We start from the raw sequence: 26,144 nt of genomic DNA, 5'->3' as shown, positions 1-26,144 counted from the left end.
ATTTAAAATTTGGCTTGAGTTTTAAATTCTAAATTTGCCTGCGCCGCGAGATTTCGGAATTTTAGAATTTTGAGGTTTCAAATTTTAAAATTTTGCGCTCGTTATGAAATTTTAAATCCCTACGCGTGGTGGAATTTTAAAATTTCGCCCCGCGGACGCCATTTCAAAATCAGGCGCTGTACGCGCAAAATAGTAGAATTTTACGCAGCGGGTCGCCGCACCATTCAAAACGGCGCCTATACGCGTTTGCAGAATTTTAAATTTGACCGAAGCGGCAGGCTAGCAAATGCAGCGAAATTTATCGGACGGCACGGAGTGGTTTTAAATTTAGCCAAACGCCTTTCATTTTAATAGCGCTAAAATGACATAGCGCGCTACATTTTTAATTTAGCCAAGCATATCGCACCACTAAATTTTAAAATTCCGCGCCGCGAATTGAGCTGTAAATAAAACCGCAAATTTAAACTACACATTAAAATTTTGGCTAAATTTCACTCATCAAATTTTCCTGCCGATTTGAGGCGGTTAAAAGCAAATTTGACGTATAATCTCGCGAAATTTTAGGGAGCCAAGGTGCGCAAAAACATAAAATACCTAATTTACAAGTTCCTTTTGGGCAACGTCTTTTTGGCGGTTTTTGTGATTTCATTTTACGTTGTTTCGTGGCATATTGAAAATATTTCAAATATCGATCTTATGAGTCTTTTGAAGGGATATTTTTTATTTCCGGGCGATATTCGTCTGCCTTTTACGACGGCGATTCTTGAGCTATTCGCCTTTTATATCAGCAGCAGTTTGAGCGATTTTTACGTCAAAGAGGTCGATCGCAAGCTAAATTTTATATTTTTCATCGCCTTTGCGACGATAGGAATTTTAGCGCTTACCGCCGTTACTTATATCATAGTATTCGGTTTTATGCTATTTGGTCTGGATCTGGATAAAAAACTAATAGCGATATTATCCGCCGTGATATTATTCATAGGCACCTATTCTACGGCATTTTCATTTCGCAAAAGCGATTACGAGCTCGGTAAATTTTTACAAATTGTTAGTCTAAAAAGGCGCTGGAATGCCAACGAAACACTATCGTCTATTTTATTGCTTATAGGCGTAATAATATGGCTAAACTTTATCGTTTTTGAATCTAAATAAAGCTAAGCGCCCAGTTTAAATTTCGTCTGTCTGCGCTAAATTTCATAGGCGTAGATCGCCCGCACGGCGCGACAAAATTTTAAGCACGGAATACTTTTTTATCAAAATTTAAACCTACGCATTATAATTACAGGAATTAAAAAGGACGGCAATCGGTTATGAAACGACATATATTAATCGCGATTTTAGGCTTACTTTGCGCCTTTATAGATATTAATTACATAGGTTTTCTTATCGCATTAAATTTGATAGTAGTCTTGGTTTGCGCCGCTTTTCCTTTTATGAAAAAGAACTATATATTTTTTCTACTGCTTGTCGTAAATTTAGCTTTGTATTTTAACGCTATCGACACCCCTTTTGAAAAGCCAGAGCTTTGGACTTATAGCATACCTGCGCTGGCAAATGCCACATATGTGCTAGTCGCTTTAGTTTATGCTTCGGGATTTGTCGCTTTTGTCCCGCTTGCGGCATATATCTGTTTTTTATACTCGCTCTGCGCCGTTGCTTGCGGCATACGTGAAAAATTTCAAAGCTTACGCTAAATTTGCGATCAAAATTTTAAGCTGCTATTGCGTATAATTTCGCAGAATTTTAAGGATTGCGTATGAAAATATATTTCTACAAATTACTTTTAGGTATCGTACTGACGGGCGTATTCTCATTCTCGCTCGGCTTTACTTTATTACGCGTAGGTATGATTTTTGACGCACCTTTTTTGCATTATGCTTCCTTAGACGTTCAGATCGCAGAAGCTATCCTAACGATAATTTTAGCATTTTATATTGCCGATAAAATTATCGACTTTCGCATTTTAGGCATCGATTGCGAGCTAAATTTCATATTTTTCGTTGCTTTTGCGACTATAGGTATATTTATCGTAAGCATACTATCGTTTTTTATGATCTTCGGTATATTCGTATGGCAAAAGTCAAATGCGGCATTTTCAGCAATGTGTCTATTTTTAGGGATAATTTGGACAGCTCGGCTATTTAGGAATAGCGAATACGAACTTGGGAAATTTTTGCAAAATTGCAGTATCAAAAAATACTCCAAAATTGACAAAGCACTATTGATCGTACTGCTTATAATCGCGTTTTTTGTGATTATACCGATACTATGTTTAGATATTTAAAGTCGCTACTGCTTTTTTACCGGGTAAACACAAGATTTTGATTAAAATACTATTTCTGCAGCTACAGTACTATCTTGCTCTACTTTAAAATTTTAAACCAGCCGTAGAATTCGTTCGCTTCTAGGTGCGGATCGCTTGCGCTGGAGATAAAAAGCGGCTGTAGAGCGGCATTTGCTTTGAAATTTCCCGCGTTCCTCATCTGTGCACTGTAAAAAATAAGCGCGTGGCTCGCAAACTGCGCAAACTCGTCAAACGAGCTCGCCCCCGCCTCTATCATCGTGATTTTCGCGTCCGCGGGCAGCGACTGCGAGACCTCCACCTTGCGCCCTGCGACGCCGAAAAGTGGAATGCTTTCATCAAAATCCAAAAGCGCGCGGTGCGAGTATATCCAAACATCGGGCGCGCGCGGCTTTAGATTTTGCGGCGCAACGCGCGCGTCTAACGCCGATTTATCGGCGCGTGCCGAAACACTGATTTCGCCGAGCTCGGGAGCACGAGTATTTAGCGCCAGCATATCGGCTCTGCCCACCAAAGCGCTAATTTCATCAGATTTGGCCGCACGCACATCCAGCGTCGGTCTGTCGGCGCGCACGGTCTGCCCGCCCACACCTACGTAGTCGCACACGCCACGCAGCTCGTGCACGAACGCGCGCTGCTTCTCGCTGCCGATCCGCCCATGCACCACGCCGTTTAGCGCAGCGTTGATTTTGATGAAGCAAAAGCTGCTCTCGCGCGCCAGATAAAACGGCTCCGCAAGCTCCGCTGCCGCGGTATGGCAAACGTCAAATTTCACCTCTATGCCCCCGCGGCGTAAAATTTCCGCGCCGCCCGCAGCCTGCGCGTTCGTATCGCGCGCGCCGATTACCACGCGCGATAGTCCGAGCTGCGCCAAAAGCTCGGCGCAAGACGGGGTCTTGCCGCGGTGTGCGCAGGGCTCAAGCGTGACATAGGCGCAAGCGCCGCCCAAAAGCCCGCCGTGGCGGTTTAGGATAAAATCATAAGTGAAGCTCGGCTGCAAAAGCGCGCTTTTTAGAGCTTTTGTGTTTTGAAATTTTACGCCGAATTTGCGGGCGTATTCGCAAGCGAAATCCTGCGCAAAATTTACGTCCAGATCGCACAGCGCGGCAAAAACGGCGTTTACCTCGGCATGCAAAAATCCCGCTTTTTTGTGCGCGCCTATACTTAGAACTCTGCCGCTCTTATCCAGCAGCGCGCAGCCCACGGCGGGGTTGGGTAGCGTCAAGGCCTGATAGCGCCACGCCGCACGCAGCGCCAAATCCATGTAAAATTCGTCGTTCATGCAAAATCCAAAATTTAAATTGTCCCGCTCCGCCGCGCTTGCTTAGCCGATTTGCGACGAGCCAGTAATCGCGTCTGTTCGCAACAAATTGCACCTCGGCGCAAACCGACTCGCCCACCTACGCCCTTCCTCGCTGCGCTGGATGACGCCGACCTTGCGCTTTAGCCTATCTGTAAGGCATTGAGCTTGCTTTAAACGCTAAATTATCAGAGCTTGCAAGCCGCGCGCCGTATGTGCCCGGGCGAAATTCCGCGCGGAAGCGAAACTGCGAAATCTTACCACAGGTTTTAGAATTTTATCCTAAATCGCAAATTTTGCGGCATCCGTTTCGTGCACGGACGGCACAAAATTTTACGCTTATCGTGCAAAAAAGCGTCTGCCAATAGCGCGGAGGAGCCGGCTTTGCGAAGTAAAATTTTAATAGACGCATGGCAAAATCGCAATCGAGCGTGAATATACAGCCCCAAAAGGCGCGGCTTAATTTCAGCTCAAATTCAGGGGGGGGTAGAATTACGTAATTTTTTTCAAAGGATTAAAATGTCTGAACAACCGACCGTTCAACCCCAATCAAACGTGCTTGGGATACTCTCCATAGTCTTCGCGATTTTAGGAATATTTTTTCTAGGGATCGTCTTTGTTCCGCTTGCGTTTTTGTGCGCGATCGCCGCGACCTATCAAGCCGTCAAAAAGCAAGCCTCGCTCGTAATAGCGATATTAGCGTGGATCCTTACGATCGTAGGGCTCATGACCTCGCCCATGCTGCTAGCCACAATCGGCATTTCCGCTTCATAGTCGCAAACATCCGCGCCGCTTGCTCGGTGATTAAAATTTTGCCGGACGAACATTAAAATTCGCCGGCGGCTAATTAAGCTCCCGCCGAACGCGCGCGAACCTCCGCCCGCAGAGCTTTAAAATGTAAATTTTACGGGCAGAATTTAGTCGCTTAAAATTCTGCGGGTAAAATTTTAAGGCGAAAATTAGCGCAGAAATTTTGTATCAAAAATTTACGGGCGGAATTTTAGCGTGGAATTTTACCGTGCCGAAATAGCGCGTAAATTTTAAATTTAGCCGATTCTAGCGACATGCCGTGAAATTCCAAAGTGGCGCGCAAATGTCATGCAAAACTTACCTTTTAACGGTGCAGTGTGAAATTTCAAAACGGCACGCGCGGCATGGGAATTAAAAATTTGCGCAGCAGCAATCGCCGCGAAGCTTGCTTTTTAGCGGTACGATCTGAAATTTCAAAGCGCCGCCCAGTGGCGTAAAAATTATCTTTTGTCGGCGCGATCTGAAATTTCAAAACAAACAAGCGGCGCCGGAATTTTAAAATTTTGCGCCGAGCGCCGCGAGAGATCAAAAGCGACCGACAGCGGCAAATTTTTAAAAAATCCAAAATTTAACATGCTCGCGTGCCCATGCGACGCAACAAGGCGGTGCTGCGGGCACGTCCGCGCGAGAGGCTCATATTTATCGAAATTTTCGCTCTGCCCGCAGCACGCGCGCTCGTATCACATGTCGATAATCACGGGCGCAAGCTCCGCTGAAAGCTTGGCGAAACAGCGTTTCGCCGCGGTGCGCATGCGAACAATTGCAACGCAGAAATGCTTTCGTGCGATACGATCAAGCTCAACGCGAAAGGTTCGCGCGCGGTATGTGTTTTTGAAAGCCGCACCGAATATCGCGCGTCAAATTAAAAAGCAAGGCGAGAGATACCGCGCGCATGCGTGGCTCGCGATAGGAGCGATACTTAAAAGCGCGCAAAAAGCGAGGCAAATCCAAATTAGCCCCGCCTCTTTAGATTAAAATTTAAGTCTGCGCTTCTCAAGCGCCGTACCCCAAAGCCCTGCGCGTAAAATTTTAAAATTTCTCGCCGCTACCACTGCACGTAGGTTCGCGCCTTTTTGATCTCGTCAAGTCGCACGCTTACCTCGCCGCCGTCCGTGCGCAGTCTAAGCACGCCGCCTTCGCAGCCAAGCGCCTCTCCACTTAGCTTCTGCCCGTCCGTGCGGCTTAGGCGCACCAGCTCGCCCACGGAGTTTGCGAAATGCTGCGGCTTGCTTAGCTTGCGCTCAAGCCCGGGCGAGCCGACCTCCAGCGTCCACTCGCCCTCAAGCGGCGGCTCCACGTCGTAAATCGGCGAAAGCAGCCTCGATAGCCGCTCGCAGTCGTCTAGGCCCACGCCGCCTGCTTTCGTGATACTGATGCGATAGATCGTTCTGCCGTTTTCGCTCACCGTCTCCACGTCGTAAAGCTGCACGCCGCACTCGCGCGCCAAAGCCTCTAAATCAACCATTTTTGCGCAACTCCTCCTCTATTTTATCAAAAAGATCGTCCATTTTGTTTTGATACTCCAAGCGATCGTCAAATTTGAAGTGAAACGCGGGGCAGCGGTACCAGCCCTCCGCCTCGGCGCAGAAGTTTTGCAAATATCTCGCCACGCGGTCAAGCTTTTCGAGCACGAATTCCTGCTCACGCTCGTCAAAGGCGTTTTTATCCAGATACACGAACGCGTCGTAACGCCCGCGCTTGCACTCTACGTCGGTGACGCACAGCCCGCGCAAAAGCTCGTCCTCAAGGCTCGCGAGCGCTTCGGGGATGAGCTGCTTTAGCACGCTTTGCGTGCGCAGTCTTCTGAGTTCGGTCGGATTCATCTTTACCTCGCTATCTTAAATCGCCGCAGATTGCGCGGCGATGGAATTTTATTTTGCGTCTTGCGATGACGGAATTTTATTGCTTTGTCGCAGCGGAGCGTCCGTCTCACGACGGCACAGAATTTTATCTCGCTTCGGCATGGCGAAATATCCGTATTGCGGCGACGCGGTCTGTTTAAATTTGACGCGGCTTGCGATGCGCCGGAGCGTACATTTAAATTCTGAGCGGTTTGCTGCGCGCAGGTATTGCAAGCGACGCCGCGCTTTTTAGAATTTCGCTTTTAAATTTTAAAAAGCGAGCTCGACTTTGAAATTTTGCTTTTAAATTCTAGCCCGCCCGCTTTTGCGCTTAAATTTTAAACGCAAATCGCGCAAGAATTTTGCGGCTCGCATACAAAAGCTCGTCGCATAATTGCGCCCTACCACAGAAATATTTTCGCGCCAAGACGCGGTGCTATTCTGCGCCGTGCTCTGCTCACCACAGCGCTATATTCGCTGCCGCGCTGCCATTTTGGCGGCGCAATAATACAGCGCGCGACGGCATCCTCTTTGCGCTACGCTCGCTTACTGCGTCGCTATTTACGATACCCACGCTGCCGTCTTTTGGCAGCGCCGCGATGACACCACGCGCCGTTGCGGTCTCATTTTGCGCCGCCTGCACCGCACTATTCTCCGCGCTGCTGTTTTTCCCACACTGCGCCGCTTCGAAATTTATCTTAAATTTTAAAAGCGCTTTGATGCCGCGCTAAATCTAAATTTACCGCTTTAAAATTTCAACTTCGCGATTAAATTTAAAATTTAAATCGCGCAGAAAATCCGCAACCTGTAAGCGACGTAAATTTAAAATTTGATCGCAAAGCTGCGCCGCAAGAAAATCTAAAACATTAAAATTTCAAAACTGACGCTATACGGCAGAGCCTCGCGCAGAAACCGACAAAATTTAAAGCCTTGCCCGCACGCTCCGCCGCTAAATTTAAAAGGCGAAATTTTACGCTCAAATTCTGCGAGCATAAAATTTCAAAGCGCGATCGAGGCTTAAAATTTAGCCGCAAGCCGTGCAAACGAAGCGAATGCCCACGCGAAATCCGCGAGCATTAGTCGATCGTAGCCTGCTCCTCTTTTTGCTTGTAGCTTTCGATAAAATCGCCCACGCGCATATCGTCGTAACCCTCGATACCTACGCCGCACTCGAAGCCTTTGGCGACTTCCTTAGCGTCGTCTTTGAAGCGCTTGAGCGAGCTGACGTTGCCCTCGAAAACGATGACGCCCTCTCTGATGACGCGGATCTTTGCGCCGCGGGCTATGAGCCCGTCGGTAACCATGCAGCCTGCGATCTGCCCGATCTTAGGCACATTGATGACCTGGCGGATCTCGGCTTGACCCAAGGCCTCCTCGCTGATGATCGGGCTCATAAGGCCGCTCAAAAGCGCCTTGATATCGTCGATTAGGTTGTAGATGACGTTGTAGGTCTTAATCTGCGCGCCGCGCTCCTTGGCAAGCTCTTTGATCTCGCCCGTAGGACGGACGTTGAAGCCCAAGATCACACAGTTTTCGCTGGCGCTTGCTAAGGCGATGTCGTTTTGCGTGATACCGCCGATGCCGCTGTGGATGATATCGACCTTGACCTCGTCGTTGCGGAGCTTCTCAAGGCTTGCTTTGATAGCCTCCAGCGAGCCCGCGACGTCGGCTTTGACGATCACGGGTAGGCTCTTTAGCGAGCCTTCGGCGATCTTGGCGCTTAGCTCGTCGATGGTGACTTTGGTCGATTTGCTAAGCTCTTTTTGGCGCTGATGCTCGTAAATTTTGCTTGCATACTCGCGCGCCTCCTTATCGCTTGAAACGCCGATCAGCGTCTCGCCGGCGCCCGGAACCTCGCTAAGGCCTATGATGACTCCGCATTCGCCCGGCAAAATTTGCTTTAGCGCTCTGCCCTTATCGTCGCTAAGAGCGCGCACCTTGCCGTATGCAATACCCGCTACGACGGTGTCTCCGACGTGCAGAGTGCCGTTTTGCACGATGACGGTGGCAACGGCGCCGCGCCCTTTTTGCAGGGAACTTTCGATGATTGTTGCTTTAGCCTGCTTGCTAGGATCGGCTTTGAGCTCCAAAAGATCAGCCTGCAAAAGCACGATCTCTAATAAATTTTCAATTCCGTCGCCCGTCTTTGCGGAGATCGGTACAAACTCATAGCTGCCGCCCCACTCGGTAGGCATTATATCAAGCTCCGCAAGCCCCGTTTTTACGAGATCGGGATTAGCATTAGGCTTGTCCATTTTATTTATCGCGATGATGATCGGCACGTTTGCCGCCTTGGCGTGCGCTATAGCCTCCTTAGTCTGAGGCTTAACGCCGTCGTCTGCCGCCACTACGATGATTACGATATCAGTAACCTCGGCTCCGCGCGCGCGCATCGAAGTAAAGGCCTCGTGGCCCGGAGTGTCTATGAAGGTGATCTTCCTGCCGTTTTTCTCGACCATATACGCGCCTACGTGCTGCGTGATGCCGCCCGCTTCGCCGCTTGCTACGCGAGAGTTTCGGATATAATCGAGCAGGCTCGTTTTGCCGTGATCGACGTGTCCCATGATGGTAATGACAGGCGCTCTAGCGATTAAATTTTCTTCGCCTTCGCTGTTCTCGTAGGCCTTGATATAGTCAAACTCCTGCGCCTCATCGATGATATTTACCTCAATGCCAAACTCGCTTGCTAAAATTTCTATCGCGTCCTCGTCCAAAAAGTCGTTTTTCGTCGTCATCATCCCAAGCGCAAATAGCTTGCCGATGATCTCGCTAGGCTGCTTTTTGATCTTATCGGCGAACTCATAGACGCGGATCTCTTTTGGGATATTTACCGAGCTTACGATTTCGCTACCCTGCTCGCGAGGGGCTTTTTTATGCTTTTTGCGACCGCCGCGACTTATACCGCCCTCACTGCTGAAAATTTGATTCTGCGAGGCGCGATAAATATTGGGTTGGTTTTTACTTTTGGTGCGGTTTTCGGTCTGGATCGGTTTGACGGTGAAATCGGGCATTACCACGACATCCTCGTCCTCAATGACGATATCCGCCATCTCGTGATCAGGAATGATGTCGATTTTAAGGGCGTCCTCTTTTTTAGCCGCGGGAGCTTTTTTCTTTTCGATCTTTTTCTTTTTCAAATTTAGTTCGGCATTTGAAAAGATCGCCTCCAAGCTCGCACTTATCTTTTCGCGCCTAGGCTCGGTCCTATCTTGTGCCACCGGGGCTTGAACTTCCTTTTTCTTTTTTACGATGACTAGACCACGGCGCTTTTGCAAGCTCTCGCTAGCGATGCTATCGCCGCTGTTTATCTGCACCGGCGCAGGCTTTGAAGCGGTGCTTTGCTTCTCCTCTTTCTCCTGCGGGGCGGAGGAAATTTCCTCTTTTTGATTTTGGGATTTTTCGGTTTTTACCTCAGGCTCTTGCGTACGCGTTTTTTCGTCGCTAGGCTCTTTGGCGCTCTGCGCGGGCTCTTTGGATTCGGAAGCTTTTAAGCTTTCCGCCTTTTTAGGACTCTCTTTTTTAGCGGTTCTTTTAGTTTCGCTCTGTTTTTTAGCGGGCTTATTCTCGTCTTCTTGCGCTTTTTCGGAGCTTTTTTTCGCAGGCTTTGACTTTTTTCCCGGTAAAATTCCCGTCTGGATATAATCGTAAATAGCGGCAGCTTCTTCTTCGCTTACTTTATTCGACGCGGTTTTTACCTTTTTAAAGCCCATCTCCTGCGCTTTTTCGATTATCTCTTTGCTTGCGTATCCAAGCTCGTCCGCGATATCTTTAATCAGAACACCCATTTAAAACCCTCTCCTTGATATGTCCCAAATCTGCGCTAGACGCAAATTTAGATAGATATTTTGAAATTTTCTCTTTTTGATTTATGCAACCGTCGCAAATATAAAATTGTCTGTTTGAGCTTATATTTTTAAAATTTTGCAAAAAGGCGTGGAGTTCGCGCTTGGCGAAGCGCCCCCTGCAAATAACGCACATCCTAATCGGTTCGCTCATGCGATTATATCTTTATTTTTCTTAGTCAATATTAAAGCCACCGTTGTCGATCTCTAAAATTTCGACGCGGAAGTTTTTAAAATTTTCGCTAAGGCAGGCTTTAAGCTTTGCGGCGTCGGATCTGTAGGCTAAATTTAAAAAGCTTGAGCCGCTTCCCGAGAGCGAGCTCATAAGCGCACCGTTATCATAGGCGATCTCGCGCACCCCAAAAAGCTGCGGAAGCACGCCCATGCGCATCTGCTCGTGCATCTTGTCGATACAGGCATAGCGCAAGCTGTCGTAATCGCGCCGCATAAAGCAAGCGGTCAGAAACGCCGCATGCGAGAGGTTGCTAACGCAATCTTTGATCGAAAAGCTCTTAGGCAGCTTGCCGCGCGATTCGTTCGTAGGCATCGGCGTATCGGGGATGACGACGACCGCTTGCAGATCTTGCGAAATTTCGCATTTTTGCGTGCGAACCGTCTTGCCGTCTACGACGCTGCTGACAAAGCCGCCGAGCGTCGCGGGCGCGATATTATCGGGGTGATTTTCATATTCCAGCGCCGTGTTTAAAATTTTAGCGCGATCGATCTCAAAACCGCAAATTTTATAAGCGCTTGCGATAGCGCCTACGATCACGGCCGAGCTGCTGCCCAGCCCGCGCGAAAACGGGATGTTATTATGAAAAGCAAATTTAAAATTTATCTCTTGCCCGCCGCCTAGTTTTCTGTAAATTTCATTGAAAATATTCAAAAAAGCGTTGCCCTTTTTTAGCCACGCTCTGTCGCTACCCTCGCCGCTAAGCGATACGCAAAAAAACTTCTGCTCGGTAATCTCTACTTCATTAAATAGCCCTAGGCTAAGGCCGAGCGCGTCGAAACCGGGACCTAAATTTGCGCTCGTCGCAGGAATTCTTATAATCAAGCTCTCTCCTAAACCGCTTCTATGATGTAATTTGGAAGTATATCATCGCTTTTATTTAAAACCGATAAATCCTGCGGCAAAGATAGCGCGGCGGGAGCGCATTTTTTCATCCTCACTTCGCCGTTCTCATAAACGTAGCTGAAGTTTTTATTTGCTCTGATCGGTCCGAAGCTGCTTAGCTCAAAGCCGCTGATGGCGTACAGCGGCACATCAAGAGCGATGCTAAGCGTGCGCAAAATCACATAGCTTACCTTCATGCCCATGAAGCTGCCGGGAGTATTTGCGTAGATGAGCTCTTTGATTTTATAAGTTTTTAGAATTTCGCTAAATTTGCAGATCAGAAAGTTATCGGCTTTTTCGCCTTCATTGCTTTTAAATTCCGCTATCTTAGCGCCGTTTTCATACACACCGAGCAGGCACGGAGCGCTAAGAGCGGCAATTAGAATTTCAACCTCTTTGATTTTGCAGCCTTAAGCAAAGACTTTTTGATATTCGCGCACAACCTCGGCGGTAAGATCTACTAGCTCGAAATTTTTCGCATCGGCAAGGACTGCCAAAGTGAGTTTATGATTTAGATCGTGGCTTCCCGCAAATGCCGTATAATCGCCCAAAATCGGAGCGCCAACGAGCGCAAGATCGCCGATCGCGTCTAAAATTTTATGGCGGACAAACTCATTTTCAAAGCGCAATCCCTCGGGATTTAAAATTTTATTCTCATCGATTACGACGGCATTTTCCAAGCTGCCGCCTAGAGCTAGCCCCATAGAGCGCAGCGCTTGCACATCTTTCAAAAACCCAAAAGTTCTGGCGCGCGAAATTTCTTTAAGATAGGCTTTTTTGCTAAATTCAAAAACATGGTGCTGAGTACCAATGAGCGGATGGCTAAATTTAATTGTATAATCAAATTTCGGGCTCTTGCTAGGACTTAGCCGTACGAGCTTATCTCCCTCGCGAATCTCCACGGCTCGCTTGATAATAAGGGCTTTTTTATTCGCGTCGAGCTCTCTTACTCCCGCTTCGTCCAAAAGCATACAAAAGCTCGCGGAGCTTCCGTCCATCACAGGAATTTCATTAGCATCGACGATGATACGGATATTATCGATACCGTAGGCATTAATGGCGCTCATTAGATGCTCTATTGTTGATATATAGCCCTTCTCATTTCCTACGACGGTTGCCATTTGCGTATTTATGACGTTTTTCGGCTCGGCTTTAAAACTAATGCCAAGATCACTTCTATAAAATACGATTCCACTGCCTGCCTCTAAAGGCTCTAACGTAAGTCTGATAGGCTCACCTTTGTGTAGCCCGATGCCGACGTTATGGACTTTCTTAGCTATCGTTGTCTGTCTCATTTCTATCCTCGTTTTCATTAACCCGCGCATTATAGCGAAAATTTTAAAATTTACTTACCTTTTTCTATTACTTTTTTGGACGTTTCTAAGACGTCGGTAATGTTATCTTTCATCCACTTAGGATCCATCCACTCCTCGGGTCTTACGTCCACACCCTGAACTACGATGCCAAAATGCAGATGATCTCCAAAAGCAAAGCCGCTTGAGCCCGTCTGTGCTAGAATGTCGCCCGGTTTTACGTCGCTGCCCACACTTAACTGCGTCGCCGAGCAGTGTCCGTAGATGCCGTATAATCCGAAGCCGTAGTAAATTCCTAAATTTAATCCGAAAATTCCATTTTCCTGCGCGAAAACTACCTTGCCGTAGTTGCTCTCTTTGATATCGGCGTTTGCGACGCTTGCTAGATCAAGCCCCATATGCCATGACTCACTTACTTGTTCGTCGTTCATAAAAAATATCCGATGATCGGCAAAGCTTGCTACCGCTGCGCCTTTAGCAAGCGGATAAAAAGGCTTTAGCTCAAATCCATTTATTTCATCCTCGTGCACCGCGCTAGTAGCAGCGTGCAGATCATCTCCGTTTTTCTTACGCAGAGTTTCATTTACGAATTTAAATTTCTCCAGATCGCTCATAGAGTTAAAATTCTGCGCATATTGGCTAGCCAGATCACTTACTTTGCCGTTAATAAAACCTGGATTTAGCTTGATAGTAGAGACTTTATATTTTTTATCCTGATAAAAATACTTGATCTGCGAAATGCTTTCATTGCCTGCACGATCGGTGGCGACCGCTTCTGCGCGAAATTCCTCCAAATTTGCAGGCCACGCTACGAGAGACGCATAATAGCCCTCTTTTACAAAAGGAATTGCTTTAAAAATTTTGCCATAGTTGGTTTTGACATAGACTTCGTTTAGGCGCTCGTCTTTAGCTGAGAATACGACTACAGCGCTACCGCCTTTGGTGATTTTATAGGATTGATTGATGATATTTATGACGGGCTTTTTGTCGTCTATTATTATATTTGCCATTTTTACGCTCTTATTTCCTTGCGCAAAATTCCACGAGCTAATGTCGTTTGCAAAAACCTCGAGCTTGTAGTTTTTATCTTTATTAAGCATCAAATTTTTAGGAAATTGCACGGCAAGCTCTAGCGTCGTTTGCGGAACGTTCAGCTCCTCATTTAGTAGCGGTATCGTGCTGGCTCCGTCGTTTAAATTAACGCGAACGAGCTTAATGCCGGTATCGTCTGAAATTTTAATCTTCAAGGGCGAGGTTAAATTCCAATAAATTTCATTTTCCAGCGCAATTTGCGGAGGATTTTTTTCAAATTTCGGCGAGGTGAAAATTCTAAAAATTCCATAAACCAAAGCGCATATTATAATAAGAAATATTAAAATTTTAAGCTTCGTTCCATTGCCATTTCTACGCATAAAAGAGCCTTTGATATGATTTTAGAGCGCGATTTTACAAGCTTAACTTAAATTATCGGTAAAGCGAGGCAAAATTTAACGCAAATGTTTAGCGATTTACGAGGCGATTTAAAATTTTAAATTCTAGCAATTTTAGAATCTCAAAAATTTATGAGCTTTAAAATTCAGTGGCGCGCTAGATCCTATGCAGTGAAATTCCGCGCGCAATAAAGCGGCGTTTATCGTCTATATCGTAATCTTTAAATTTCAATATTAGAATTTCTTTAAATAAAGTATGCAAATGGCTTGTATTGATTTTTTAGAACTCTTGTACTTAAAATTTTACATACGAATGAAATTTTAAACTATCTTGATAACTAAAATTCTAAAAAATTCAAAGCAAGATATGCGTTTAAATTTCATCTTAAGCCGAGCGAAATTCCAATTAAAATTTAGCTCAACCCGCTTACAATAATTCGGCTGCAAATTAGCGCGACACGAAAGGCTAGAATCGCGAGCATTATTAAATTTAAGGCGTGCGGTAGAAAATTCTACGTACGCCACAGCGTTCGCAAGTCGCCGCGTTTAATTAAATCTAGCGCCGATACTAAATTCGAAGCTATTTGTGTCGTCGTGCGGCTTTTTATTAAGCGGCTTGACGAAGTATAACTGCAAAGGCCCCATCGGCGTCATCCACTCGATACCGGCGCCCGTGCTGTAGCGCTCCTCCTCATTCCAGTCATGATCGCCGATCATTCCGTAGTCAAAAAACGTTACAAAGCGCATTTTAAGCCTATCAACCACCGGAAAGCTTAGCTCAAAAGAGTTATTGAAGCTCTGCATACCACCCGTCTCGATATAGCGGCAATTATTTGCATTTAAGCAGATCTCTTTTTTCGGGATACTGCGACCTTCGTAGCCTCTAATGCTTTTCATTCCGCCCAGGAATAGTTTTTCATTGATAGGAATCTTTTTATTACCTTCCCACATATAGCCCGTTGCAGCTTTGTATCTAAAGATAATGTCGTGATCGATATAATCTCGCAAGCCAAAATAGTAGTTAAACGATCCTCGCGCCTTGGTGTAGTCCATATCGCCGCCAAGACCCGCGTATTCCAAGCTAGCACTTGCGATCATACCGCTTCTTGGCAAGTAATAATCATCTGTGCTGTTGTATGTAATAGACGGGATAATCGAGCTTTTTAAATTCTTGCCATCTAAATAGCCCGCTTTGGCGTAATATTCGTTTAAGCCCTTAATCTCGCTTTTTTCGAGATAATATGTAAGGCTTACATCGGTATTACGCCCGATCTTGCGACCGCCCGTGATTGAAAATCCGTAAGATTTCTCATCGTAGTCGTCCCAGTCGTAATCGTTGGCAAAGATCGATCCGCCTAAGCTATACTCAGAATCAAATACTCTAGGATTGGTTAAGCTCAAGCGTCCGCTTAGCTGATCGTCGCTCTTTTCGACCGAGAATGCGCCGTGCAAGCCGGTGCCGAATACATTACGATCGCTGATACCACCGCTAAGTAAAATTCCATCCTCGCTGCCATATCCGATACCACCCGTGATAGAGCCCGTAGGAGCTTCTTTAACTGCGACTTCAAGATCGATCTGATCGTTAGAAACGCGGTTTTCTTTAATCTCCACCTCATCGAAATACCCCGTGCGTTTTAAAGAATTTAACGAATCGTTGTAGTCGGTTTTGCTATATAAATTTCCCTCGGTCAGATACATCTCGCGGCGAATGACCTTATCCTCGGTCTTATCGTTACCCGAGATCGTTACGTTTCTAATATAGACTTTATCCTCAGGGATGACTTGATACGTGATAGCGACCGTGCGAGCTTCTTTGTCCTGCTTAGTCTTAGGCACGATGCGCACATAGGCATATCCCTGATCCGCGACTAAAGTCTCTAGCGTATTCATATCGCGGCGCAAACGCTCGGAATTCATTGTATCGCCCTTTTGAAGCTTGAAATCATCCAAAACCTTTTCTTTATCAAGCTTGATTATATCTGCAGGATATTCGATATCTACGGAGCTTACGGTGTATTGCTCGCCCTCGCTGATATAGTAGGTAAGATCGGCAGTATAATTATCCATATCGGCATTAAGTAGCGGCGCAGAAACCTGCGCGTCTAAGTAGCCTTTTTTATAATATTCTTCTTGAATTCTATTTGCGTCGTTAGGAAGCTCGGCGGTTTTTACCTTACCATCGTTAAAGCCCCACATCCAGCCCAGCATCTCGCGTTCTTTATTGGCGACGGATGGCTCTATATCGTCATAGTCGAGCTTGTCTGCGCCTACTAAATTTACCTTATCGATGATGATATTTTCGCCGCGATTTACCTCGATCGTTAGTAAGATGACCGATTTATCGTCGTTGATCGGCTTTGGATAAAATTCCACCACGGTGTCAAAAAAGCCCTTGACTTCGTAGTATTGCTTGATGCGGGTCTCTGCTTTTTTAGCAGCCACCTCGTCGTAAACCTGACCCGGACGCAAGCCGATGAGCTCATTTATCTTATCGCGGTCGTTGGTAACTACGTTTTTGATCTCGACCTTGGCGATGGTCGGTTTTTCGGTTACGTTAATCGTGACCGCGCCGCCTTGTTCGCTGATATAAACGTCGCTGAAATAGCCCTGTTCAAATAGCTTCGAGATCGCAGCATTGGTGTTCTCGCCGTTAAGCTCATCGCCCACCTTAAGTCCTGAAATTTGCTGTGCGACCTGTGGAGAAAGATGCCTAAGGCCTTCAAATTTAATGGATTTGATCTGTGCGGCGCACGCCACGGAAATCCCGCCTACTAAGAGTAAAAAAACGCTTTTTTTCATAAAATTTTACCTAAAAACGAAAATAATTTGCGTATAATACCACATTAAAATTAAAACTTGCATATATCAAAAAGGAATTTTATGAAGATAGGAATTATCGGTCTGGGTCTCATCGGCGGCTCGCTGGGGCTATGTCTAAAAAGCACCAAAATAATTAGCGCCGTCTATGGCTGCGACATCAACCGCGAAAACGAAAAAGAAGCTCTGCGACTCGGGCTCGTGCATGAAATTTTAAGTTTGGAGCAGATGAAGCAAAGCTGCGACGCGATCTTTCTTGCAATCCCCGTGGAGGCAATTATTGAGACGTTGAAAAAACTAAGCGACTGCAGAAGTGAAACGACGATCATTGATCTGGGAAGCACGAAATTTAAAATTTTACAAAACTGCCCGCCGCAAATCAGACGAAATTTCATCGCAGCTCACCCAATGGCTGGTACCGAAAACTCCGGTCCGCAAGCGGCATTTAAAGAGCTTTTAAACGGCGCGGTAGTCGTCATCTGCGACGATCACGGCGCGGACGAAACGCATGTCAAGCGCGCGGTCGAAATTTTTTCTTTCGCGGGGATGAAGATCGTATTTATGGACGCAAAAAGCCACGATCACCACGTGGCGCTCATCTCACACCTGCCGCATGCGATCAGCTACTCGCTCGTAAACAGCGTACTAAAAGAGGAAAATCGCCGCAACATCATAAATTTAGCCGGCGGCAGCTTCTCGGGCATGAGCCGTATCGCCAAGAGCTCGCCGCAGATGTGGGTCGATATTTTCAAGCAAAACCGCACGAACCTCCTAGGCGCGATCGACGCTTTTAAAAACGAGCTTGAAATTTGCGTGCAGATGATTCGTGACGAGCGCTGGGATGAGCTTGAGGCGTGGATGTATGAAGCGCGCAAGCTAAGGGATATTATTTAAAATTTCAGCGCGACCTGACTGCGCGACGGGAGCTGCAAGAACGCGCCTTTAAATTCTAAAATTTCGCTTTCAAACAGCCTGCGCAATTTAAATTTTAATACGTGCGAGCCTGGATGCGAACTCAAAAATCTATGCATTCCTGCGTGAAAATTTTCTTTGAGGGAAATTCCAGTGCGCAAAGCCTCGCCTTCTCGCCCCAGTGCTTTTTATAAACACAGCCCAGATCGATATTTGCGCTAAATTCCGTAATGATGGGCTTTTTTACTGGCGTGTGCCCGTAGACATTAAAAATTCCATCATTCGCGCTATCGTCTCCGCGTCCGCTTAGCACGTGAGCGGCGAAGCTTTTCGCACGTTCTGCATCGTGTCTGATCCCCCACGCGCGACCCACTGCAGAGTGCGATACGACGAGCGCGCGACCGCTTTCATCACGCAAATCATACTCCAAGTAAATCGGCAGCCGCGAGACAAACCGCAGATGCTCCTTGCATTGCTTCACGCCTCCGTGACGATAATACGACGCTAGCGTCGCTTCACCACCATTATTAAACAGCCAGCTTTCATCCAGGCTAAAAAATGCGTAAGGGTCGTTTGAACTCGTAAATTTGCCCGTCTTTGCGCATCTTAGGGCGGTTTTTGCATTGCCCACAAAGCGCTTTTCGTGATTGCCCATCACTGCGTCGTATCCGCGAGCGCGCACGAATTCAACCACATCCGCACTCGCAGGGCCTCGGTCGATCAGATCGCCCACGAAGCAAATTTTACTATCAAATTTATGCGGCAGCTGTTCTATTAACGCCAAAAGCGATCTGTAGCAGCCATGCACGTCGCCTATGATGTAGATATTTTCCATAATTTCTCCTTAAATTTTAACGCCCTCGCCTTTTAACGTGCGGGCTATGATATAAGCGGTAGATAAAAGCTCTGCGCTAAATTTTAAAATTTCGCGCGCTAGGACTTGGGCGGATAAATCTGCTTTAGGACCTCAGCTACGACGATCATAAAAAGAACGATAAATATTAATGCGCTAAGCAACGAGGAATAAAACGTGGCAAGATGCAAATCTGAAACAATCAGCGCCACAATCATCATCCCTAAAAATGGCGATAGTATCCAAACCGCTGCTGTAGGCAAAAATAAATTTACGAAAAAATCCGTGAGCTTACCAAAATCCTTTAACTTTGCGGCAAGTATCGCGCAAATCCCGCAGGAAAATATCCACAAAAATAGGAAATATGCGAATTTTTTCTGCAGCCATTCTAGAGGGTCGCCATCCCAGACGCTAGACGTGTCAAAAATCTGCCCTGTCAAAAAACCCATCAAACTTGAAATGCACATCAAGCAAAAACTCATCGAAAATGCACAGGCTATAATTTTTAAAATAATCATCAGAGTTCCTAAAATTCTAAATTTAGCTAAAAAATTCCTCGATTAGCCGAGTCATTTCGCTCTCGGCGGCGACATGGTTGATCTGCTCGCGAAAGCTTGCGGCGTTTTCGCGCCCCTTGGAGTATTCATGCAGATGCTTGCGAAATATCGTAACGCCGCGCACACCGTAATGGCTTAGCATTTGAGCGAAATGATAAAGCACAATCTCCCTTTTTAGCGCATCGCTTGCCTGCTCGCCAGTTTTGATCTCGCGAAATATCCACGGCCTGCCGATTACCGCGCGACCGATCATCAACGCGTCTGCGCCGCTAAGGCCTCGCACTGCGGGCGCATTGGAGGAGTTTATGTCGCCGTTTGCGATCACGGGGATTTGCAGCGCACGTTTGGCTCTTGCGATCGCGCCGTAATCCACCGCCGCGCTGTATCCGCCCGCTCTGGTGCGGCCGTGAATCGCGATAAAATCGGCTCCTGCGCTTTGTACGGCGCGCGCGATATTTTCGATATCCACAGCACCAAAGCCCAGCCGCACCTTCGCGCTCGTAAATTTTTTGTTCGAATACTTTTTGATCGTCTCAACCAGGCGCGATAGACGGGGCAGATCAAGCAGCAGCGCCGAGCCAGCGCCCTGCTTTACGACCTTGGGGACGGGGCAGCCGCAGTTTAGATCGATGCCGTCGATGCCGTCAAATTTGTTGATGAGCAAAACCGCCTTTTTGACGATCTCCGCATCGCTGCCTGCGATCTGTACGAAAAATGGGGTTTCGGCGGCGTTTTTTTCGAGCATCTTTAGCGTCTTTTCACCCTCGAAAACAAGGGCGTTTGCGCTTATCATCTCGCTTACGGTCGCGTCGCAGCCGAATTTTTTCACTACGCCCCGCAGCGGCGGATCCGAAAAGCCCGCCAAAGGCGCCAAAAATAGAGGGTTCCTTTTAAAAAAATCTTCCGTCATTTTAAATTTCTCATTTTGATTTCGTCTGAATTTAAATCTTTAAATTTAACGCCGCAACGCTTGCAGTGGGTTTTGCCACGAGCTTTAAATTTTAAATTTCATAGGCTGCGGTATTCGCATTTAGGCGCGAATTTTATTTTTAAGCTTGGCTAATTTGCATGGCGGCAAAACGGCAGCAAGAATGATCGCCACCAATTTTATTTGCACGGCGAGCCCAGCAAGCAGCTTGCAAAACGCCGCGCGGATTTTAAAGTTTCAGCACTTTATTCGGCTAGCAAGTCTTACGCTTTACGTTTAAATTTTAAATTTCATCGCATAAATGCAAAACCCGTTTACACGCGCACTACGCAAGCAAATCTTTTAAATTTTACCGCTTACGCGCATTGATTTTTCGATAAATTTTGAAATTTAAAATTTGCGCGAGTTAGAATTTTACCCGCACTTTAAATTTTATCGCGCAGGCTGTGTTTGATAGCCGCACAGATCGTAAAAAGCAGCCTCTCTTACCCGCATAAAACGAACTGGTAAAATTACCGAGCTAAAATAACAGCGACGCAGGGACGTTTTTGCCGTTGTCTCGCAAAAATAGCAGAATTTTAAACTTCTCAAACTCGTCGCCGTCGGCGAGGCTTAGCTGCTCTCTAAACTCGTCGATCATGCCAAGCTCATATAGCGCGTACAGATATGCCTCGGTCGCTTCTTGATTCTCGTTTTTGAGCCGCTCGAAAAAGGCTTTGTATTGCTCTGGAGCGAGATGATTTTTTAGCTTTTTGGCAAAGCCGATAAAATCCTGCTCGTTAAATTTTTCATTATTTACGAGATCGAAAAGCTCCTCACTACTGATCTCAAAGCTCGCGTCATTTACCGCGCGATCCACTAAAATATTTACCTCGGCTATATCTTGAGGAATTTTATAGGCCTTGATCTTATCGTAGCTTCCTTTGGCAAGCGCTACGGCATAGGCTTTTTTAGTGATATTTTCACTATAAACGCCCTTAGTTTTTAAAATTTCATACGCATACGCAGGCTCGGCGTCGAGGCGATTGAGCTCGTTTTGCAAAAATAGTCCGTTATCTTTAGGAAGTTTATATTTTCGCAGATCCGCCACTTCGCCGTTTTTAACCTTCTCGATAACGCCTATGACCTCTTTTAGATCCTCATTTTTGACATCTATGCCGGTGCTATCGTACCACGGAGATAAAATTTTAGTAAGCTCGCTCGGGTCTTTAAAATACTCGGTTTTAAAGTCTTTATTGGTATCAAGACCCAGCAAAACCTCTTTACTCATCGCATCGTATGCGCTTAGATCCTTTGCGATCGCCCTTTTTGTACGATAAAACGCGAAGCTATGAAAAACGATATGAAAAATCGCTAAAATCATATATAAAATTAGCGGCAGTACGATCCACACCGCCACAGGAAGCGTAAGCGTAAAACCGAAAAGCCCCAGTGTATAGCTACTGCTTTGCTGTGTAAAAACTAAAATCGCGACGATTGCGATATAAACGATCGAATATAAAAAGAATTGCTTGGTTTTCATAGCTAACTCCTATTTTGCTTTTCCGCCTGTTCCTTGCACGAAATGCACAATCTCGCCTCTGGATTTACCTTAAGACGCTCTAAGCTTATCTGTTCGCCGCAGCTCTCGCAAAGCCCATAAGTGCCGTTTTCGATACGTTTAAGCGCGCTTTCAATCTCTAAAAACGCCTTTTGTTGATTAACATTGAGCGAGTATTCGATGCTTAAATCCGTATTCATGCTCGCTACATCAAAATCATCCGCAGCTTTATTTTCGCGCAATTCCGAAATTTCATTTACAGAGCTATTAATATTGGCGATGAGTTGCTCTCTTTTTTCTTCTAAAATTTTCTTGTAAAATTTCAACTCGTTTTTTTTCATTCTTTCCCTTTATTTGTGATATGGATGGTTTGCGTTAATACACAGTGCGCGAAAAATTTGCTCAAAGAGCAAAAGTTTAGCGATTTTGTGCGCTAACGTAAGCCTACTAAGACTGATTATTTTATCGGCTTTTGCCTTAAAATTTTCACTAAGTCCGTAAGCGCCACCGATGAAAAATGACACGCTACTTTTATCCTTTAGCATACTCGCAAATTCCATGCTATCTAGCTCCTGTCCGCGCTCATCCAGAGCTACGACGTATCCGCTAAGGCGCGGTAGATAAGCTTCATCGTACGCCATAAGTGCGAGCTCGCGAGACGCGCTCTGGGCACGAGCGATATTAGCATTAAAAAACGTCTCATCTCGCACCGTCGCAAATTTAGCCGCCATTTTTTTATAATCGCTTATCGCGCCTGCGAACTCGTCCGCGCCCTTTTGGATGGAATTTACCGTTATCTGCACTACTCTTCGCTTCCATCTTCGTGCAGCGATTTATCACTCGTGTCGTCAATCTGCACGGCGTTTTTGCTAAGCACGTTGATTATATCGCTTAGATACTGCCTCATCTCGGCTCTAGGAACGATCGCATCAATTAATCCGTGCTCGAGCAGAAATTCCGATCTCTGAAAGCCCTCCGGCAGATCCGCGCCGATAGTTTGCTTGATGACGCGCTGCCCGGCAAAGCCGATAAGAGCGCCGGGCTCTGCGATGATGATATCTCCCAACCATGCAAAGGACGCGCTCACGCCGCCCATCGTAGGATCGGTAAGAACGGATATGAAAGGAATCTTATGCTCGGATAAAATTTTAAGCGCGGCAGAGGTTTTACTCATCTGCATCAGCGAAAAGGTGCTTTCTTGCATCCTAGCACCACCGCTTGCGCTTACGATGATTAGCGGCTCGTTTTTATCAAGGCTGCGCTTTACGGCGCGCACGATCTTTTCGCCCTCCACGGAGCCCAGGCTTCCGCCCATGAAGTTAAAATCAAACACCACGAGCTGAATTTTTTGGCGACTTATAGCGCCCTCGCCCGCGATCACTGCGCTAAGCCTGCCCGTTTTTTCTTTGCTCTCGGCAATACGCTTTTTGTAGGATTTTTTATCGACGAATTTTAGTGGATCGACGGGCTGCAAATTTTGATCGTACTCCACGAAAGAGCCTTCATCGCAGATCAGATCGATGCGAGCCTGCGCGTCAAAACGAAGGTGATAGTTACACTTGGGGCAAACGCTATGATTTTGCTCGACCTCTTTGCTATACATCAGCGCGCCGCATCCTGGGCACTTGATCCAATGCGTAGGAGCTTCGCTCGGTGCGGGCTGCGTTCTACGTATTTTTGAAAATAGATCTCCAAAATTCATATGATTTCCTTTAAATTCTATAAAATGAAACTTCTGATTATAACCTAAAATTCTTTATTTAAATTTATATGTGAATTTCGCTAAAATAGGAAAATGCAAGGATTTATATTAAAAACGACCAAAGTTAGGGACGAGGACTGCATTGTGGACGTGCTGAGCGAAAGCGCGCTCGTGCGTGCGTATCGCTTCTACGGCGCGCGTCATTCAAACATCATCCAGGGCTATAAGATCGACTTCGAGCTCTCGCAAAATCAAAACTTCCTCCCGCGCCTTAGCGGCGTGATGCATCTGGGATACTCGTGGCTCGGAAACCGCGAGAAGCTTTTGTTTTGGCAGCAGTTTATGCGGCTTTTGCACGCGCATCTAAAAGATGCCGAGCATCTGGATAAGTTCTATTACGAGCTGCTAAACCGAGCTGCTGTGCGCTTTGGCAAACAAAATCCGCGCCGCATAATCGTAGAAAGCTACGCCGAAATTTTAAAATTTGAGGGGCGGTTGCACGACGAGCCATATTGCTTTTTATGCGACGAAGAAATTTCGGAAAATATCGCGCTATGCCGCGGCTTTTTGCCTGCGCACGAGCTTTGCGCGCAAAGAGCGGGCTTTACGCAGGATGAAATTTTAGAATTTTTACGAAGCAAAAAGACGCTAAATTTAAACGACGAAACGGTAGAGAGACTCTACGACATAACGCTTGAGGGGCTTTGATCTGTAGCGCGTTTGATGAAGACGTGAAATTTCAAAGCTTGGGCGCTAAATTTAAAATTTCGTAGAATTTCAAAATTTCATGAACAGGCGGTTTTGTACTTTATCTGCCTTTTCTCGCGCAAAGCCAAACAATCGCATTGCGCGGGGTTTGCATTAAATTTTAACCGGACTAGCTAAAAAGCTTTTTCATTGCCTTAAAAAACATTGCGGTGAGCGGATTTGATTTGCCTGAGACCTTTGCGATCCAGCTCTCGTAGGTCTCGCCTTTACTTTTTAAAAAGTCCACGAGCGCCTTTTGGCTAGCCTGCATACCGCCGTTTCTTTCAGCATCCAGCAATGCCCTATAAATTGGCTCTATAGTTTCGATCGTGGATCTTGGTGGAGCCTTGCGAAATGCCGTGTATTCGGTGATCTGCCCTGTCACAGGATCTTTTTTAGAAGTGAATTCCGTAATGACCCAATAAAAGCGCCCGTCCTTGGCTAAATTCTTTACGACGGCGGTAAAATCCTTGCCTTGTTGTATCGTATCCCACATGAGCTTAAACGCTATGCGCGGCATGTCCGGATGACGTATGATGTTATGCGGCTGCCCCAAAAGCTCAAGCTCACTATAGCCACAAATCATACAAAAATACGGATTTGCAAACGTGATAATGCCCTTCGGATCGGTTTTGGAAACTATATAGCGCTTCTCATCGAGTTTGATTTCCTGATTAATCGGAGTCGGTCTTTGCATTTTTAATCCTTTGCTTAAAAATTTATTGCAGAGTATATAAAATTTTTCTTTTCAGAAATATTAAATTTTCGTTAAATTTTTATAAATGTTAAATCTTTAAGTGAATTTTTAAAATTTAATGTATAATCTCAAATCAAAATTTCAAAAGGCAGCGCGTTGAAAAATCCCTTCCTATCGCTTAAATACTCAAATTTTAGAATTTATTGGATCGGGATGAACCTCTCGCTGATCGGCTCTTGGATGCAAAGCGTCGCGCTGCCGTGGCTAGTGCTAAGCATCACCGCAGACGCTTTTAAGGTCAGCCTCGTAGCTGCAGCGAGGTTCTTGCCCGCGCTACTTTTCACGCCGTTTTCCGGTGTACTACTCGATAAGTTTAATCGCAAAAAGATCCTTTTGCTCGCTCAAATAGGCATGGCGGTGACCGCCTCAATTTTCGCGGTTATGAGCTTTTGCGAGCTATATTCTTTCGGCAAAATTTTATTTTGTGCTTTTGCAAGCGGCATCTTTACCAGCATGGACGCCCCGAGCCGTCAATCGATGGTAAAAGACCTCATCGACTCGCCCCGCGATCTAGCCAACGCCATAGCGTTAAATTCTATGTCCTTTAATGTCGCTCGTATTGCAGGACCCGCACTTGCGGGGATCGTGATGGCGCTGTGGGGCGTGGGCTTTTGCTTTTTATTCAATGCACTTAGCTTTTTAGGCATCATCGTTTCGCTGTTTTTCATAAAAATTCCGCCATCCGTTACTACGCTATCTAGCAGAAGCGGAGGCGTTTTTGCCTCGATCGGTGCTGGAATTTCGTATGTATCGCACAAAAAAATTCTAAGCGAGCTAATGATAATAGTGCTTATAGTAGCGACGCTGGTGCCAAATTATAATGTAACGATCTCGGCACTTGTTAAGCTTAGCCTCGGCGCGGATGAGCGAAGCTTTGGATATTTGATGTCGGCTCTAGGCGTGGGAGCCTTTTGCGGCGCGCTTTTCGTAGCAATTTTTGATAAACTTGGCATCCGTAAAATCAGATCGTGCGCGATCGCTATGGGGGTGAGCTTAGCTCTTACTGGGGCTGCGAATTCCTTCGCATGGGCCGCAGCAGGGCTTGCCGTAACTGGATTTCTTTTCGTAATCACAAACTCAAGCATCAACTCCACCGTGCAAATGCACGTAAGCAACGAATTCCGCGGGCGCGTACTTAGCTTATACGCGCTATTTCTAATAGGTAGTACGCCATTTGGAGCGCTCATATCGGGCTTTTTTACCGAGCTGCTAGGCGCTCGCGTAGCCCTTGCGATCTGCGGCGCAATTAGCATTTTGCTACTGCTGGCGCTATTTTACGGCTTTAAAATACGGCGCAGGACGCATTTTATCTTTCGAGATAAAGTCTAAGCCAAAAGCTGCATTATCAAAATTAACCTTATTTTTACGATGAA

General features: G+C 46.2%; 27 protein-coding genes. 9 read left to right on the top strand and 18 right to left on the bottom strand.

The genetic code is table 11. The features are described 5' to 3' along the window. Positions 1–69: 69 nt before the first annotated feature. The 4 genes from Q0224_RS02265 (at position 70) to Q0224_RS02250 (ending at position 2,284) form a co-directional block, all read left to right on the top strand. On the top strand, positions 70–351 hold the full coding sequence (locus Q0224_RS02265; RefSeq protein WP_297948791.1) for a hypothetical protein: 282 nt from the start codon (positions 70–72) through the stop codon (positions 349–351). 222 nt (positions 352–573) lie between these two features. Next, complete coding sequence (locus tag Q0224_RS02260) at positions 574–1,152, top strand: hypothetical protein (RefSeq protein ID WP_297948790.1); 579 nt, start codon at positions 574–576, stop codon at positions 1,150–1,152. Between the two features lie 158 nt (positions 1,153–1,310). After that, on the top strand, positions 1,311–1,694 hold the full coding sequence (locus Q0224_RS02255) for a transporter (RefSeq protein WP_297948789.1): 384 nt from the start codon (positions 1,311–1,313) through the stop codon (positions 1,692–1,694). A gap of 62 nt (positions 1,695–1,756) precedes the next feature. Further along, entirely contained in the window at positions 1,757–2,284 is a 528-nt protein-coding gene (locus Q0224_RS02250) for a hypothetical protein (protein ID WP_297948788.1), read from the top strand. A gap of 79 nt (positions 2,285–2,363) precedes the next feature. Here Q0224_RS02250 and ribD read toward each other — a convergent pair whose 3' ends face one another. Next, positions 2,364–3,584 carry a bifunctional diaminohydroxyphosphoribosylaminopyrimidine deaminase/5-amino-6-(5-phosphoribosylamino)uracil reductase RibD gene (gene ribD, locus Q0224_RS02245; protein ID WP_297948787.1) on the bottom strand — a complete coding sequence of 407 codons (1,221 nt, stop codon included), beginning with the start codon at positions 3,582–3,584 and terminating at the stop codon, positions 2,364–2,366. Between the two features lie 537 nt (positions 3,585–4,121). Between ribD and Q0224_RS02240 the strand changes: the two genes are divergently transcribed. After that, on the top strand, positions 4,122–4,376 hold the full coding sequence (locus Q0224_RS02240) for a hypothetical protein (protein WP_297948785.1): 255 nt from the start codon (positions 4,122–4,124) through the stop codon (positions 4,374–4,376). 1,081 nt (positions 4,377–5,457) lie between these two features. On the opposite strand, the gene Q0224_RS02235 is transcribed toward Q0224_RS02240, so the two are convergent. The 10 genes from Q0224_RS02235 to bamA all read right to left on the bottom strand — a co-directional run bounded on the left by Q0224_RS02235 (position 5,458) and on the right by bamA (position 16,757). Beyond that, positions 5,458–5,877, bottom strand: a complete 420-nt coding sequence (locus Q0224_RS02235) for a ribosome maturation factor RimP (protein WP_297948783.1) — start codon at positions 5,875–5,877, stop codon at positions 5,458–5,460. Further along, complete coding sequence (gene rbfA / locus Q0224_RS02230; protein WP_297942404.1) at positions 5,870–6,235, bottom strand: 30S ribosome-binding factor RbfA; 366 nt, start codon at positions 6,233–6,235, stop codon at positions 5,870–5,872. Before rbfA ends, Q0224_RS02235 begins: the two co-directional genes overlap by 8 nt. A gap of 475 nt (positions 6,236–6,710) precedes the next feature. Beyond that, positions 6,711–6,896 (bottom strand): hypothetical protein, encoded by a 186-nt coding sequence (locus tag Q0224_RS02225; protein WP_297948781.1) that lies wholly within the window; start codon positions 6,894–6,896, stop codon positions 6,711–6,713. A gap of 433 nt (positions 6,897–7,329) precedes the next feature. Then, a complete protein-coding gene (gene infB / locus Q0224_RS02220; RefSeq protein ID WP_297948779.1) occupies positions 7,330–10,038 on the bottom strand; it encodes a translation initiation factor IF-2 in 2,709 nt (902 codons plus the stop codon). Then, entirely contained in the window at positions 10,022–10,249 is a 228-nt protein-coding gene (locus Q0224_RS02215) for a hypothetical protein (protein WP_297882510.1), read from the bottom strand. Before Q0224_RS02215 ends, infB begins: the two co-directional genes overlap by 17 nt. Positions 10,250–10,270: 21 nt before the next feature. Further along, positions 10,271–11,152 (bottom strand): homoserine kinase, encoded by an 882-nt coding sequence (gene thrB / locus Q0224_RS02210; RefSeq protein WP_297948777.1) that lies wholly within the window; start codon positions 11,150–11,152, stop codon positions 10,271–10,273. 8 nt (positions 11,153–11,160) lie between these two features. Next, positions 11,161–11,559 carry a glycoprotease gene (locus Q0224_RS02205; RefSeq protein ID WP_297948775.1) on the bottom strand — a complete coding sequence of 133 codons (399 nt, stop codon included), beginning with the start codon at positions 11,557–11,559 and terminating at the stop codon, positions 11,161–11,163. 63 nt (positions 11,560–11,622) lie between these two features. Continuing rightward, on the bottom strand, positions 11,623–12,507 hold the full coding sequence (lpxC, locus tag Q0224_RS02200) for a UDP-3-O-acyl-N-acetylglucosamine deacetylase (RefSeq protein WP_297942418.1): 885 nt from the start codon (positions 12,505–12,507) through the stop codon (positions 11,623–11,625). A 50-nt stretch (positions 12,508–12,557) separates the two neighbouring features. Further along, positions 12,558–13,937, bottom strand: coding sequence for a M23 family metallopeptidase (locus Q0224_RS02195; protein ID WP_297948773.1), 1,380 nt, complete (start codon positions 13,935–13,937; stop codon positions 12,558–12,560). Positions 13,938–14,501: 564 nt separating this feature from the next. Continuing rightward, positions 14,502–16,757: an outer membrane protein assembly factor BamA gene (bamA, locus tag Q0224_RS02190; protein WP_291935735.1), complete on the bottom strand. Its 2,256-nt coding sequence runs from the start codon at positions 16,755–16,757 to the stop codon at positions 14,502–14,504. A gap of 81 nt (positions 16,758–16,838) precedes the next feature. Between bamA and Q0224_RS02185 the strand changes: the two genes are divergently transcribed. Next, positions 16,839–17,669: a prephenate dehydrogenase gene (locus Q0224_RS02185; RefSeq protein WP_297948771.1), complete on the top strand. Its 831-nt coding sequence runs from the start codon at positions 16,839–16,841 to the stop codon at positions 17,667–17,669. A gap of 121 nt (positions 17,670–17,790) precedes the next feature. Here Q0224_RS02185 and Q0224_RS02180 read toward each other — a convergent pair whose 3' ends face one another. After that, positions 17,791–18,522, bottom strand: a complete 732-nt coding sequence (locus tag Q0224_RS02180; protein ID WP_297948769.1) for a metallophosphoesterase — start codon at positions 18,520–18,522, stop codon at positions 17,791–17,793. Positions 18,523–18,717: 195 nt separating this feature from the next. Here Q0224_RS02180 and Q0224_RS02175 point away from each other — a divergent pair, with 195 nt between their 5' ends. Next, the gene (locus tag Q0224_RS02175) at positions 18,718–19,104 is read left to right on the top strand and encodes a hypothetical protein (RefSeq protein WP_297948767.1); all 387 of its coding nucleotides are present in this window, start codon (positions 18,718–18,720) and stop codon (positions 19,102–19,104) included. Here Q0224_RS02175 and Q0224_RS02170 read toward each other — a convergent pair. The 5 genes from Q0224_RS02170 to accD form a co-directional block, all read right to left on the bottom strand. Beyond that, positions 19,081–20,007 (bottom strand): tRNA-dihydrouridine synthase, encoded by a 927-nt coding sequence (locus Q0224_RS02170; protein ID WP_297948766.1) that lies wholly within the window; start codon positions 20,005–20,007, stop codon positions 19,081–19,083. The genes Q0224_RS02175 and Q0224_RS02170 overlap by 24 nt on opposite strands. A gap of 538 nt (positions 20,008–20,545) precedes the next feature. Then, the gene (locus Q0224_RS02165) at positions 20,546–21,547 is read right to left on the bottom strand and encodes a hypothetical protein (protein ID WP_005872422.1); all 1,002 of its coding nucleotides are present in this window, start codon (positions 21,545–21,547) and stop codon (positions 20,546–20,548) included. 2 nt (positions 21,548–21,549) lie between these two features. After that, entirely contained in the window at positions 21,550–21,906 is a 357-nt protein-coding gene (gene dksA / locus Q0224_RS02160) for an RNA polymerase-binding protein DksA (RefSeq protein WP_005872423.1), read from the bottom strand. A 9-nt stretch (positions 21,907–21,915) separates the two neighbouring features. After that, complete coding sequence (locus Q0224_RS02155; RefSeq protein ID WP_297948764.1) at positions 21,916–22,368, bottom strand: 23S rRNA (pseudouridine(1915)-N(3))-methyltransferase RlmH; 453 nt, start codon at positions 22,366–22,368, stop codon at positions 21,916–21,918. Continuing rightward, the gene (gene accD, locus Q0224_RS02150) at positions 22,368–23,267 is read right to left on the bottom strand and encodes an acetyl-CoA carboxylase, carboxyltransferase subunit beta (protein ID WP_297948762.1); all 900 of its coding nucleotides are present in this window, start codon (positions 23,265–23,267) and stop codon (positions 22,368–22,370) included. The genes Q0224_RS02155 and accD overlap by 1 nt, the downstream gene beginning before the upstream one ends. A gap of 93 nt (positions 23,268–23,360) precedes the next feature. Here accD and recO point away from each other — a divergent pair, with 93 nt between their 5' ends. Next, positions 23,361–23,975 (top strand): recombination protein RecO, encoded by a 615-nt coding sequence (recO, locus tag Q0224_RS02145; protein WP_297948760.1) that lies wholly within the window; start codon positions 23,361–23,363, stop codon positions 23,973–23,975. Between the two features lie 169 nt (positions 23,976–24,144). Here the strand turns inward: recO and Q0224_RS02140 are convergent, their stop codons facing one another. Then, positions 24,145–24,711, bottom strand: coding sequence for a PAS domain-containing protein (locus Q0224_RS02140; protein ID WP_297904625.1), 567 nt, complete (start codon positions 24,709–24,711; stop codon positions 24,145–24,147). A gap of 156 nt (positions 24,712–24,867) precedes the next feature. Between Q0224_RS02140 and Q0224_RS02135 the strand changes: the two genes are divergently transcribed. Then, positions 24,868–26,100, top strand: coding sequence for an MFS transporter (locus tag Q0224_RS02135; RefSeq protein WP_297948758.1), 1,233 nt, complete (start codon positions 24,868–24,870; stop codon positions 26,098–26,100). The last annotated feature ends 44 nt before the right edge of the window (positions 26,101–26,144 follow it).

Source organism: uncultured Campylobacter sp., assembly GCF_938002845.1.
In the GTDB taxonomy this organism is placed as follows: Bacteria; Campylobacterota; Campylobacteria; order Campylobacterales; family Campylobacteraceae; genus Campylobacter_B.
The sequence above is the reverse complement of the archived record's forward strand: the minus strand, read 5'-3'. Positions and strand labels throughout refer to the sequence as shown.